This is a genomic window from Streptomyces sp. NPDC088350, assembly GCF_044753545.1.
Classification (GTDB): Bacteria; Actinomycetota; Actinomycetes; order Streptomycetales; family Streptomycetaceae; genus Streptomyces.
On sequence record NZ_JBIVNL010000005.1, the window covers coordinates 557,244 to 569,315 of the forward strand.

The following is a 12,072-nucleotide window of genomic DNA, read 5'->3' on the forward strand; positions in this document are numbered from 1 at the left end:
CACCGGATGCCACAGGGATCGCCGACGTCGGGAGTGGGCCGGGTCATCGCCGGCCGCTATCTGCTGCTGAACCGGCTGGGCAGTGGCGGGATGGGACATGTGTGGCTCGCACATGACCAGAGGCTGGCCTGTGAGGTCGCGCTCAAGGAGATCGTGTTCAGCAACCCCGCCTCCGCCGACGCCGAGCGGGAGGCCCGGGTCGCGCGCGCCCAGGCCGAGGCACGGCACGCGGCGGGGCTGCGCGGCCACCCCCATGTGGTGACCGTCCACGATGTGCTGGAGCACGACGGGCTGCCCTGGATCGTCATGGAGTACGTGGCGGACGCCATGGACCTGCGCGACATGGTCGCCCGGCACGGCCCGCTCGCCCCCGCCGAGTGCGCCCGTATCGGGCTCGCCGTACTCGACGCGCTGACCGCCGGACACCAGCGGGGCGTCATGCACCGGGACGTGAAACCGGCGAACATCCTGCTGGCGCCGGACCGCACCGGTTCCCCGTACGCCCGGGTCCTGCTCACCGACTACGGCATCTCGGTGCAGCCGGACGCCGGGGAGACGCGCTACACGCTGACGTCCGTGCTCGTCGGTACGGCGGGCTATCTGGCGCCGGAGCGGGCCACGGGCGGCCCGCCGACCGCCGCCGCCGACCTGTTCTCCCTGGGCTGCACGCTGTACCACGCCGTCGAAGGCCACGGGCCCTTCACCCGCGAGTCGCCGCTCGCGGAGGTCACCGCCGTGGTCATGGATGACCCCCTCCCACCGGCCCACGCGGGAGCGCTCGCACCGGTGCTCCACGCGATGCTGGAGAAGGATCCGCTACGGCGGATTCCGGCGGCGGAGGCCGAGGCCGCGCTGTCGCGGATCGTGACGCCGCAGGCGGAGGCGGAGTCGTATGCCCGGACCCAGACGGCTCTGGGTTCGCAGTCGCCGTGGGAGGGCCAGGCAGCGCCGGTGGCGGTGCCGACGCAGGCCTCCCCGCCGTACGGATACGGGGCTCCTCCGTCCCTGCTCTCCGCCGCCGGCAGGCGTCGGCGGCCTCGACCCCGGCTCCTCCAGTCCGTCCTCGCGGGCCTGCTCGGACTCGCCCTCGCCCTGGGCGGTGTCTGGTACGCGATGGCCCACCAGCCGCCCGGCAAGGACACGGGCAAGAGCAGCCGGCCGTACGGCGCGGCCGTCGGGCTGTCCGCGCCGCTCAAGGACGGCGACTGTGTCACCGCCGACTGGCCGGGCGGGAACCGGTTCCAGGGGACGCCCCGGCTCGGCGTCGACCCCACCTGCCGGAACATCGTGCCCGACGGTCAGGTGATGGCGTTCGTGGCCACCGCTTCCGCTGCCGAGGCGCGCAAGGTCGGTGCGGAGCGGTGTGCGCGGCGGACGCAGGAGATCCGGGGGAAGCTCGCGGACGTGCGGGATTTCGCGATCGTGCCGACCGACGCGGGTTTCGAGGCCGCCGGACACCGCACCGCCTGTCTGGTGCTGGGTGCGCACGGGCCGGTCTACGGGCCGCTCGGCGGTCACCGGGTCATGGGGGCGGGCTTCGCGGACACGTCGACCATGCAGAAGCGGGACTGTCTGGACGTGCCCTCGAACCGGGCCGCGAGCCTGGTCTCCTGCACGGGCAGGCACGACCAGGTAGTGGTCGGGTTCACCCGGTTGGGCGCGGGCGTCACGCTGGCCCAGGCCCGTACCCGGTCGGACGCGGCGTGTGCGCGGGACGTCCCGCCGGCCGACTACGGATTCGATCCGTCGCACTACGAGGCCGCCTCCTGGACCAGCCAGGGACCGTGGAAGTCGGGCACACATTTCGTCGTGTGCGCCGTGCGGAAGCAGAACGGGGGCACCATGGAGGGGAACGAACCATGAGGAGGGTGTCGCGATGCCCGGTTCCACGAAGACCATGGGGGTGATCACCGTCGGCGGACTGGTGGTGGTGACGGCCTACACGGTGGCGCTCGGCAGCAACGGCTGGCTGTGGTTCGGCTGGGTCGTGCTGGGGTTGATCACCCTCGGGATGGTGGCCACCCGCAGCACCTGACGCGCGCTACTCCTCGCTGGGCCGGCTCGCCGAGTGCACGCCCGGCTGGTACTTCGGCAGCCGGGCAGTGATCTTCATGCCCGCTCCTACGGCGGTCTCGATGACGAGGCCGTAGTCGTCGCCGTAGACCTGGCGGAGCCGGTCGTCGACGTTCGACAGGCCGATGCCGCCCGAGGGGCTGACCTCGCCCGCCAGGATGCGGCGCAGCAGGTCGGGGTCCATGCCGGTGCCGTCGTCCTCGATGACGACGAGTGCCTCGGCGCCCGCGTCCTGCGCGGTGATGCTGATACGGCTCCTGCCCGTGGCGGACGCGGCCTTGCCTTCGAGGCCGTGTTTGACGGCGTTCTCGACGAGCGGTTGCAGGCACAGGAAAGGGAGCGCGACCGGCAGTACCTCGGGGGCGATCTGCAGGGTGACCGAGAGACGCTCGCCGAAGCGGGCCCGTACGAGTGCCAAGTAGTGGTCGATGGCGTGGAGTTCGTCGGCGAGCGTGGTGAAGTCGCCGTGCCTGCGGAACGAGTAGCGGGTGAAGTCGGCGAATTCCAGGAGGAGTTCGCGGGCGCGCTCGGGGTCGGTGCGGACGAACGAGGCGATCACCGCGAGCGAGTTGAAGATGAAGTGCGGGGAGATCTGGGCCCGAAGTGCCTTGATCTCGGCCTCGATCAGCCGGGTCCGGGACTGGTCCAGATCCGCCAACTCCAGTTGTACGGAGACCCAGCGGGCGACCTCTCCGGCGGCCCGGACGAGGACGGCCGACTCGCGCGGCGCACAGGCGACCAGCGCGCCGTGGACCCGGTCGTCGACGGTGAGCGGGGCGACCACCGCCCAGCGCAGCGGGCAGTCGGGGGCGTAGCAGGTGAGCCGAAACGCCTCGCCGCGGCCGGTCTCCAGGGGGCCCGCGAGGCGTTCCATGATCTCGTCGCGGTGATGGTCGCCGATGCCGTCCCAGGCGAGGACCTGCCTCTGGTCGGTCAGGCACAGCGCGTCGGTGCCGAGCAGGGTGCGCAGTCTGCGGGCCGAGCGGCGGGCCGTCTCCTCGGTGAGGCCGGCGCGCAGCGGGGGCGCGGCGAGGGAGGCGGTGTGCAGGGTCTGGAAGGTGGCGTGCTCGACGGGGGTGCCGAGCCCGCCGAGGCTCTCGGGCCGTGCGGTGCGCCGGCCGAGCCAGAAACCGGCGGCCAGGAGCGGGAGTACGGCGACGCAGAGGCCGGCCAGGAATCCGCTCATGCGCCCACTCCCGTGGCTTGGGGTGATCTCACGCCTTCACCTCCGCGCGCAGCTCCTCCGGCAGATGGAACCGCGCCAGGATCGCCGCCGTTCCCGTGGGCACCCGGCCCGGGGTGGCCAGGGACACCAGCACCATGGTGAGGAAGCCCAGCGGCACCGACCAGAGCGCGGGCCACGCGAGCAGGGCGTGCAGGGAGCCGGTGCCGGGGAAGCCCGCCATGGTCGCGGCCACGGCGACGAACGCCGATCCGCCGCCGACCAGCATCCCGGCCGCCGCACCCGGCGGGGTGAGCCGCGTCCACCAGATGCCGAGGACCAGCAACGGGCAGAAGGAGGACGCCGATACGGCGAACGCGAGCCCCACGGCGTCGGCGACGGGCAGCCCGCCGACCAACGCGCTCGCGGCCAGCGGTACGGCCATGGCGAGGACCGTGCCGAGCCTGAAGTGCCGTACCCCGCGCGACGGGAGGACGTCCTGGGTGAGGACTCCCGCGACGGCCATGGTCAGCCCCGACGCGGTGGACAGGAACGCGGCGAAGGCACCGCCCGCGACCAGCGCGCCCAGCAGATCGCCGCCGACGCCGCCGATCATGCGGTCGGGCAGCAGGAGTACGGCCGCGTCGGCGTCGCCGGTGAGGGTGAGTTCGGGGGTGTACAGGCGGCCGAGGGCGCCGTAGACGGGCGGCAGGAGGTAGAAGGCGCCGATCAGGCCGAGGACGGCGACCGTGGTGCGGCGGGCGGCCACTCCGTGCGGGCTGGTGTAGAAGCGGACGACGACGTGCGGGAGGCCCATGGTGCCCAGGAAGGTGGCGAGGATGAGGCCGTACGTGGCGTACAGCGGGCGTTCCTCGCGGCTCGCGGCCAGGGAGGTCGACATACCGCCGTTGGTGCCGCGGTCGGCGACGGGGACGGTGGCGCCCTTGGCGAAGGTGAGACGGGTGCCGCGCTCGATGTGATGGGTGCCGGTGGGGAGTTGGAGCTTCGTGGCGTCGTAGTGGCGGCCGTCGACCGTGCCGTTCACGGTGATGGTCAACGGGTGGTCGAGGGTGAGGTCGAGGGTGTCGTCGACGCGGACCACGCGCTGTTCGCGGAAGGCGGCCGGTTCCTCGAAGGCGTGCCGGGGTGCGCCGTCGCTCTGCCAGGCGAGGACCAGGAACAGGGCGGGGACGAGCAGCGCGGTGAGCTTGAGCCAGTACTGGAAGGCCTGCACGAAGGTGATGCTGCGCATGCCGCCGGCCGCGACCGTGGCGACCACCACGACCGCCACGATCAGCCCGCCGAGGGAGTCGGGCGCTCCGGTGAGGACGGTCAACGTCAGCCCGGCACCCTGGAGTTGGGGCAGCAAGTACAGCCAGCCGACCCCCACGACGAAGGCCCCCGCGAGGCGTCGTACGGCATGCGACGCGAGGCGGGCCTCGGCGAAGTCGGGGAGGGTGTAGGCGCCGGAGCGGCGCAGCGGGGCGGCGACGAACAGCAGGAGGACCAGGTATCCGGCCGTGTAGCCGACCGGGTACCAGAGCATGTCGGGGCCCTGTACGAGGACCAGTCCCGCGATGCCCAGGAAGGAGGCGGCGGAGAGGTATTCGCCGCTGATGGCCGCCGCGTTGAGGCGGGGGCCGACGGTGCGGGAGGCGACGTAGAAGTCGGAGGTGGTGCGGGAGATGCGCAGGCCGAAGGCGCCGACGAGGACGGTCGCGACGACGACGAGGGCGACCGCCGGTACGGCGTAACTGGAGTTCATCGGACCTCGTTCATCGGTCCTCGACGAGGCGCACGAAGTCGCGTTCGTTGCGTTCGGCACGGCGGACGTACCAGAGGGCGAGCAGGACGAGCGGGGCGTAGAGGCAGAAGCCGAGGACCAGCCATTCGAGGCGGCGGGAGTCCGGGGTCGCCGCGAACACCAGGGGCAGCGGGCCGACGAGCAGGACGAGGACCGCGAACACCGTGAGGGCGGCGCGGAGTTGGGTGCGCATGAGGGAGCGGACGTAGGTGTGGCCGAGGGTGGTCTGTTCGTCGATCTCGGTGCGGGGACGGGAGTAGCCGGAGGCGCGCCGGGTGCGGCGGGGCGGGCCGGTGACAACGACCCTGCGTTCGGTGGGGTCCTGAGGCATCGTCAGGACCTCCGCATCAGCAGGTCCCGCAGCTCGCGGGTGTGGCGGCGGCTTACCTGGAGTTCCTCGCCGCCGACGAGAACGCTCACCGTGCCCGCGTCCAGGCGGAGTTCGCCGATGTGGCGCAGGGCGACGAGGTGGCGGCGGTGGATGCGGACGAAGCCGCGGGCGCGCCAGCGGTCTTCGAGCGTGGAGACCGGGATGCGGACGAGGTGGCTGCCCCGGTCGGTGTGGAGGCGGGCGTAGTCGCCCTGGGCCTCGACGTGGGTGATGTCGTCGACGGCCACGAAGCGGGTGACGCCGCCGAGTTCGACGGCGATGTGGTCGGGGTCGGGTTCGTGCACGGGTATCCGCGGTGCGGCGCCCCCGAGTTCGGCCGCCCGGCGCACCGCTTCCGCGAGCCGTTCCTTGCGGACGGGCTTGAGGACGTAGTCAACTGCCTTGAGATCGAAGGCCTGTACGGCGAAGTCCTCGTGCGCGGTGACGAACACGACGAGCGGCGGCTGGGCGAATCCCGTCAACAGCCGTGCCAGGTCGAGGCCGTCGAGGCCGGGCATCTGGATGTCGAGGAACACGACGTCGATGGCCTCGGGTCCGTCGGGGCCGGACTCCAGGGCGCGGTTGATGCGGCGCAGCGCCTCGGTCGCGTCGCCCGCGCCCTCCGCGCTGCCGATGCGTGGATCGGCGTTCAGCAGATACAGCAACTCCTCCAGCGAGGGGCGTTCGTCGTCGACGGCGAGGGCGCGCAGCATGAACGTGGAGTGTAGGAGTTATTCGCGGCGCTGGACATGTACCGGGCATGGAGGTTCGCGCTGGATACAGTGCCGACATGAACAGCAGGACCAGCCCGTTCGACGAACTCGACCGGAAGATCATCACCGCGTTGATGGCGAACGCCCGGACCAGTTTCGCCGAGATCGGCGCGGCGATCGGGCTGTCCGCGACGGCGGTGAAGCGGCGTGTGGACCGGCTGCGCGAGACCGGTGTGATCACCGGGTTCACGGCGACCGTGCGGCCGTCCGCGCTCGGCTGGCGCACGGAGGCGTACGTGGAGGTGTACTGCGAGGGCGCCGCGCCGCCCAGGCGGCTCGCGGAGGTGGTGCGCAACCATCCGGAGATCACCGCGGCGATGACGGTGACCGGCGGCGCGGACGCGCTGCTGCATGTCCGGGCGACCGATGTGGACCACTTCGAGGAGGTCCTGGAGCGCATCCGGCAGGAGCCGTTCATCCGGAAGACGATCAGCGTCATGGTGCTGTCCCACCTCCTCCCGGAAAGCCCGGAAGCGGGCGCCACCTACCCCGCACCGGGGGACGCATCAGACGTGCGTTGAAGCCACCAAAGACGCAGCATTCCTGCGCAGACACGCAGCCTTCATCGCTTGTCGCACGTATTGGTCTCTTCCTACCTTGGTGTCAACCCCAGTCGACATCACAGGAAGCGGAGGAACCCCTCTGTGCCCGAGACCCGTGTGCGGCGCCGGCGGCGCTTTCTCGTCTGCGAACCCAGACACTTCGCCGTGCAGTACGCGATCAACCCCTGGATGCACCCCGACACCCAGGTGGACGTCGATCTCGCCCAGGAGCAGTGGCGGACGCTGATCGACACCTACCGCGAGCACGGCCACACCGTCGACACCGTGCCCCCGGCCCCCGGCCTGCCGGACATGGTGTTCGCCGCGAACTCGGCGGTCGTCGTCGACGGCCGCGTCTTCGGCTCCCTCTTCCACGCGCCCGAGCGGCGCCCCGAGTCCGACCACTACGACATGTGGTTCAAGGCGGCCGGCTACGACGTCCACCGCCCCGAGTCGGTGAGCGAGGGCGAGGGCGACCTGATCCCGACCGGCCGCTATCTGCTGGCCGGCACCGGTTTCCGTACGACCCGCGAGGCGCATCGCGAGGTGCAGGAGTTCTTCGGCGTCCCGGTGATCAGCCTGACGCTGGTGGACCCGTACTTCTACCACCTGGACACGGCGCTGTTCGTCCTGGACGAGGACAACATCTGCTACTACCCGGAGGCGTTCTCTCCGGGCAGCCGTGAGGTGCTCGCGCGGCTGTTCCCGGACGCGGTGCTCGCGACCCGTGAGGACGCGATGACGTTCGGCCTCAACTCCGTCTCGGACGGCCTGCACGTCTTCATCGCACCCCAGGCCGAGGCACTGGCCGCGCGCCTCGCCGAACGCGGCTACGTCCCCGTCCCCGTCGACCTGTCGGAGTTCCACAAAGCCGGCGGCGGCATCAAGTGCTGCACCCAGGAGATCCGCTCATGACTGTGCCCACCCGTGAACCCGCCAGTGCCCGTACGTCCGCCGACCTCATCCGCGCCGAGGAGCCGGTCCTCGCGCACAACTACCACCCGCTGCCGGTGGTCGTCGCCCGCGCCGAGGGCACCTGGGTGGAGGACGTCGAGGGCCGCCGCTATCTCGACATGCTCGCGGGCTACTCGGCCCTCAACTTCGGTCACCGCCACCCCGCGTTGATCGAGGCCGCCCACCGCCAGCTCGACCAGCTGACGCTCACCTCCCGCGCCTTCCACAACGACAGGCTGGCCGAATTCGCCGAACGGCTCGCGGAGTTGACCGGCCTCGACATGGTGCTGCCGATGAACACGGGCGCGGAGGCGGTCGAGAGCGGCATCAAGGTGGCCCGCAAATGGGCCTACGACGTGAAGGGCGTCCCCGCCGACCGGGCGACCATCGTCGTCGCGGCGGAGAACTTCCACGGCCGTACGACGACGATCGTCAGCTTCTCCACCGACGAGACGGCGCGGGCGGGCTTCGGTCCCTTCACTCCGGGCTTCCGGATCGTGCCGTACAACGACCTCGCGGCGCTGGAGGCGGCGGTCGACGAGACTACGGCGGCGGTGCTGATCGAGCCCATCCAGGGCGAGGCCGGGGTGATCATCCCGGACGCGGGCTATCTGGCCGGTGTGCGTGAACTCACCACCCGCAAGGGCTGCTTGTTCATCGCGGACGAGATCCAGTCGGGCCTCGGCCGCACCGGTCGCACCCTCGCCGTCGAGCACGAGGGTGTCGTCCCCGACGTGCTGCTGCTCGGCAAGGCGCTCGGCGGGGGGATCGTGCCGGTGTCGGCGGTGGTCGCGCGGCGCGAGGTGCTCGGGGTGCTGCATCCGGGCGAGCACGGCTCGACGTTCGGCGGCAACCCGCTCGCCGCCGCGGTCGGCACGGCGGTCGTCGGACTGCTGGAGACCGGTGAATTCCAGCGCAGGGCCACGGAGTTGGGTGTGGTGCTGCGGGACGGGCTGACCGAGCTGGTCGGCAAGGGCGTCGTCGGTTTCCGTGCGCGCGGTCTGTGGGCGGGCGTCGATGTCGACCCGGCCATCGGCACCGGGCGCGAGATCAGCGAACGCCTCATGCGGGAGGGCGTGTTGGCCAAGGACACCCACGGCTCGACGATCCGGCTGGCCCCGCCGCTGACCATCACGGCGGACGAACTCCGGTCGGCCCTGGGCTCGTTGGAGACGGTGCTGACGCAAGGGGCGTGAGGTGTGCGGGTGGTGGGACCGGCACACAGGCGTCGGTCCCACCACCCGCACCGACTGCTACGTGGCGGTGGGAGCGCCGGTGTCGGCCAGAGCGGCCTGGGCGAGGAGGCGACGGGCCAGGTCACGGGCCTCGTCCACGGTCAGGGAAGCCCAGAGCCCGGGTTCGCCGCGCACGACGGGACCCACGTCCAGGGTGACCCGGCTGATCGGCCGCTCCGGGAGCGCCAGCAGCAGTCGCTTCACCGCGACCTGTCGGCCGCACGTGGTCACCAACGGCGCTTCACCTGACGGCGGGAGCGGCTCCTGCCCTGACCGATTCATCTCCTCCACAACCCTTCCCTGAGTACCCGGCGAGGTATCAGGAGCAGCGCGGAACGGGCCCGGGTTGTTCCCGACGTGCGCGAGAGCGGCCGTAGCCCACCGTGCACCCCCGCGCAGCGCACCGTGGCGCTCACGGACCCCGGGTGAACCCCGGGCGAATTCTCGCCCGCCCTCAGGTCAGGACAGGGTCAAGGGACGCGGTGGGGGCCGCGACGCCCTCATAGGATCGCTGGTACCGCCACCTTTCGTACGACTCCCCCTGGAGGCCCGGCGTGCCCGAAACCGCGCGCGGCGCCGAAGCCGAAGCCGAGCCCGGTCCGATATCGCCCTCGTCGGGCCCCGCCGCCGCCCGCCGCCGCACCGTGCTGCTCGCGGCCGGCGCCCTCGTCGCCGTGGCGGCCGTAGGAGCCGGGGTGCTCGCGGCCCGGGGCTCCGACTCGGACCGCAAAGCCACCGCTGCCGCCGACGGGCTCCCGCACACCACCGTCGAGGTCGCGACCGCCGGGTGCGGCAGCGGCTGGACGCATCCACAGGCGGGACACCAGGTCTTCGAGCTGCACAACACGTCCAGCACGGCGGCCGAGGTGTATCTGACCGATCCGACGACCGGCGCGGTCTACGGCGAGGTCGAGGGACTGGCCCCGGGGACCGTCCGCCCGCTCGGGGTCACCCTCGGCAACGGGTCGTACGCCTTCAAGTGCCTGCCCGACGACGCCGACGCCGTGACCGGGCCCACCGTGCGGATCACCGGCGCGAAGGTGCGGAGCGGACCGGCCGCCGTCCCGATCACCCAGCAGGAACTCATCCCTCCCACGCTCGCCTACCAGAAGTGGATCCAGGCCCGCACAGTCGAACTGGCCCAGAAGACCGACGTGTTGCGTACCGCCGTCGACCGGGGCGACCTCACCGCGGCCCGCGCCGCCTGGCTGCCCGCGCATCTCGTCTACGAGCGGATGGGCGCCGCCTACGGCACGTTCGGCGATGCCGACGGGGCGGTCAACGGCACCACGGCCGGGCTCTCCGGCGGGGTGCGCGACGCCGGATTCACCGGGTTCCACCGGGTCGAGTACGGGCTGTGGCACGGCGAGTCGGCGAGCGGGCTGCGCGGTCCCGCCGATCAACTCGCCAAGGACGTCCACGCGTTGGAGCGCAGTTGGGCCACCCAGCGGATGGATCCGGCCGATACCGGTCTGCGTGCGCACGAGATCCTGGAGAACACCGTGCAGTTCGAGCTGACCGGCCGCACCGACTACGGCAGCGGCACCAACCTGGCCACCGCCCGCGCCAACCTCGACGGCACCCGCGTGCTGCTCGGCTGTCTGCGCCCGCTGCTGAAGACGCGCGACACCGGTCTCGTCGAACTCGACTCCTGGATGGACCGGGCCCAGCACACCCTGGACGGCCTCGACCGTTCCGGGCAGTGGACACCGCTCGCCCAACTGACCCGTGCGCAGCGGGAGAAGGTCGACGCCGACCTCGGTGGACTCGTCGAGCGACTGGCCGACGTGGCCGCCCTCACGGACGTACGGAGGACCGCGTGAAGCGCGCAAACGAGGTGGGCCGCCGGGGCTTCCTGGCGAGCGCGGCGGCCGTGGCCGGTGCCGGGCTGGTGGCCGCCGATCGCGGTGCCGCCGCGGCAGCCGTGGAGAGGCCCGCCGCGAACGTGCCCTTCCATGGGCCCCACCAGGCCGGGATCCTCACCCCCGCGCAGCGCGCCACGGCGTTCGTGTCCTTCGACAGCACCGCCGAGAACCGGGCCGAACTGACCGACCTGCTGCGGACGTTGACCGACCGGGCCCGCTTCCTGACCTCCGGCGGCAGCCCGGAGGACCTGGGGATCACCGCGCCGCCCGCCGACTCGGGCACGCTGGGCCCGGACCTCCCGGCCGACCGGCTGAGCGTCACGGTCGGCGTCGGGGCCTCCCTCTTCGACGACCGCTACGGGCTGGCGAAGCTCGCGCCCCGCCGGCTGACCGCGATGCCCTCGTTCCCCGACGACGATCTGAACGCCGACTGGTGTCACGGGGACATGAGCGTGCAGTTCTGCGCGGACAGCGCGGACACCGTGCTGCACGCCCTGCGCGATGTCACCCGGCACACCCGGGGCGGTCTCCAAGTGCGGTGGCGGACGGACGGGTTCATCAGTCCGCCGCGCCCCTCGGGCACCCCGCGCAACCACCTGGGGTTCAAGGACGGCATCGCCAACCCGGCGGTCACCGACGCCCGCGCGATGAACGACCTTGTATGGGTGGGCAGTAGCGGTGGCGAGCCGGAGTGGGCGACCGGCGGAAGTTATCAAGTCGTACGGCTGATACGGATGTTGGTCGAGTTCTGGGACCGGGTCTCGATCACCGAGCAGGAGCGGATGTTCGGCCGGGCCCGGGACACCGGCGCCCCGCTGGACGGGCACCACGAGAAGGACACCCCGAACTTCGCGCAGGACCCGCAGGGCGAGGTGATCCCGCTCGACAGCCACATCCGGCTCGCCAACCCGCGCACCACGCGGAGCGCCGACCAGCGCATCCTGCGGCGCGGCTACAACTACGACCGGGGCATGGACAGCAACGGCGACCTCGACATGGGCCTGCTGTTCTGCTGCTACCAGCAGGACCTGGCCCGGCAGTTCGAGACCGTGCAGAAGCGGCTGGCCGGTGAACCACTGGTCGACTACGTCTCCCCGTACGGCGGCGGCTACTTCTTCGCGCTGCCCGGAGTACGCGATGCCTCCGACTGGCTGGGCCGCACCCTGCTGACCTGAGACACCGCGATCTGAGACACCGGTCAAGAAAGGGCCAACAGACCATGAGAATTTCCTGACCGGGCGTTCGCTCTCGCGTCATTGCCGCTCCCCCGCCCCGCCGTCACCATTGCCCAGGC

At 71.7% G+C, this 12,072-nt stretch carries 12 protein-coding genes; 7 read left to right on the top strand and 5 right to left on the bottom strand.

Features of this window, described 5'->3' with window-relative positions; genetic code table 11:
• Positions 1–6: 6 nt before the first annotated feature.
• Both ACIQBL_RS20370 and ACIQBL_RS20375 read left to right on the top strand, forming a co-directional pair.
• Positions 7–1,863: a protein kinase gene (locus ACIQBL_RS20370; RefSeq protein WP_401943695.1), complete on the top strand. Its 1,857-nt coding sequence runs from the start codon at positions 7–9 to the stop codon at positions 1,861–1,863.
• 13 nt (positions 1,864–1,876) lie between these two features.
• Positions 1,877–2,035: a hypothetical protein gene (locus ACIQBL_RS20375; RefSeq protein ID WP_019070924.1), complete on the top strand. Its 159-nt coding sequence runs from the start codon at positions 1,877–1,879 to the stop codon at positions 2,033–2,035.
• Between the two features lie 6 nt (positions 2,036–2,041).
• Here the strand turns inward: ACIQBL_RS20375 and ACIQBL_RS20380 are convergent, their stop codons facing one another.
• Genes ACIQBL_RS20380 through ACIQBL_RS20395 form a run of 4 tightly spaced genes read right to left on the bottom strand, consistent with a single transcriptional unit; the run spans position 2,042 to position 6,122 of the window.
• Entirely contained in the window at positions 2,042–3,259 is a 1,218-nt protein-coding gene (locus ACIQBL_RS20380; protein WP_401943698.1) for a sensor histidine kinase, read from the bottom strand.
• A 28-nt stretch (positions 3,260–3,287) separates the two neighbouring features.
• Positions 3,288–5,000: a cation acetate symporter gene (locus ACIQBL_RS20385; protein ID WP_401943700.1), complete on the bottom strand. Its 1,713-nt coding sequence runs from the start codon at positions 4,998–5,000 to the stop codon at positions 3,288–3,290.
• 10 nt (positions 5,001–5,010) lie between these two features.
• Positions 5,011–5,370, bottom strand: coding sequence for a hypothetical protein (locus ACIQBL_RS20390; RefSeq protein ID WP_401943703.1), 360 nt, complete (start codon positions 5,368–5,370; stop codon positions 5,011–5,013).
• Positions 5,371–5,372: 2 nt separating this feature from the next.
• Positions 5,373–6,122 (bottom strand): LytR/AlgR family response regulator transcription factor, encoded by a 750-nt coding sequence (locus ACIQBL_RS20395; protein ID WP_401943706.1) that lies wholly within the window; start codon positions 6,120–6,122, stop codon positions 5,373–5,375.
• A gap of 77 nt (positions 6,123–6,199) precedes the next feature.
• On the opposite strand from ACIQBL_RS20395, the gene ACIQBL_RS20400 reads away from it, so the two are divergent.
• The 3 genes from ACIQBL_RS20400 to rocD all read left to right on the top strand — a co-directional run bounded on the left by ACIQBL_RS20400 (position 6,200) and on the right by rocD (position 8,874).
• On the top strand, positions 6,200–6,703 hold the full coding sequence (locus tag ACIQBL_RS20400; RefSeq protein ID WP_401943709.1) for an Lrp/AsnC family transcriptional regulator: 504 nt from the start codon (positions 6,200–6,202) through the stop codon (positions 6,701–6,703).
• Between the two features lie 123 nt (positions 6,704–6,826).
• On the top strand, positions 6,827–7,639 hold the full coding sequence (ddaH, locus tag ACIQBL_RS20405; protein WP_401943712.1) for a dimethylargininase: 813 nt from the start codon (positions 6,827–6,829) through the stop codon (positions 7,637–7,639).
• On the top strand, positions 7,636–8,874 hold the full coding sequence (gene rocD / locus ACIQBL_RS20410; protein WP_401943715.1) for an ornithine--oxo-acid transaminase: 1,239 nt from the start codon (positions 7,636–7,638) through the stop codon (positions 8,872–8,874). The genes ddaH and rocD overlap by 4 nt, the downstream gene beginning before the upstream one ends.
• 57 nt (positions 8,875–8,931) lie before the next feature.
• Here the strand turns inward: rocD and ACIQBL_RS20415 are convergent, their stop codons facing one another.
• Positions 8,932–9,144 (bottom strand): hypothetical protein, encoded by a 213-nt coding sequence (locus ACIQBL_RS20415; protein WP_401943718.1) that lies wholly within the window; start codon positions 9,142–9,144, stop codon positions 8,932–8,934.
• A 323-nt stretch (positions 9,145–9,467) separates the two neighbouring features.
• On the opposite strand from ACIQBL_RS20415, the gene ACIQBL_RS20420 reads away from it, so the two are divergent.
• Positions 9,468–10,736 carry an EfeM/EfeO family lipoprotein gene (locus tag ACIQBL_RS20420; protein ID WP_401943720.1) on the top strand — a complete coding sequence of 423 codons (1,269 nt, stop codon included), beginning with the start codon at positions 9,468–9,470 and terminating at the stop codon, positions 10,734–10,736.
• Positions 10,733–11,953, top strand: a complete 1,221-nt coding sequence (gene efeB / locus ACIQBL_RS20425) for an iron uptake transporter deferrochelatase/peroxidase subunit (RefSeq protein ID WP_401943723.1) — start codon at positions 10,733–10,735, stop codon at positions 11,951–11,953. The genes ACIQBL_RS20420 and efeB overlap by 4 nt, the downstream gene beginning before the upstream one ends.
• Positions 11,954–12,072: the final 119 nt, after the last annotated feature.

Bases quoted from the DNA above. Each gene is read 5' to 3' on its own strand.
- ACIQBL_RS20370 (WP_401943695.1), top strand. From the start codon at position 7: ATGCCACAGGGATCGCCGACGTCGGGAGTGGGCCGGGTCATCGCCGGC.
- ACIQBL_RS20375 (WP_019070924.1), top strand. From the start codon at position 1,877: ATGCCCGGTTCCACGAAGACCATGGGGGTGATCACCGTCGGCGGACTG.
- ACIQBL_RS20380 (WP_401943698.1), bottom strand. From the start codon at position 3,259: ATGAGCGGATTCCTGGCCGGCCTCTGCGTCGCCGTACTCCCGCTCCTG.
- ACIQBL_RS20385 (WP_401943700.1), bottom strand. From the start codon at position 5,000: ATGAACTCCAGTTACGCCGTACCGGCGGTCGCCCTCGTCGTCGTCGCG.
- ACIQBL_RS20390 (WP_401943703.1), bottom strand. From the start codon at position 5,370: ATGCCTCAGGACCCCACCGAACGCAGGGTCGTTGTCACCGGCCCGCCC.
- ACIQBL_RS20395 (WP_401943706.1), bottom strand. From the start codon at position 6,122: ATGCTGCGCGCCCTCGCCGTCGACGACGAACGCCCCTCGCTGGAGGAG.
- ACIQBL_RS20400 (WP_401943709.1), top strand. From the start codon at position 6,200: ATGAACAGCAGGACCAGCCCGTTCGACGAACTCGACCGGAAGATCATC.
- rocD (WP_401943715.1), top strand. From the start codon at position 7,636: ATGACTGTGCCCACCCGTGAACCCGCCAGTGCCCGTACGTCCGCCGAC.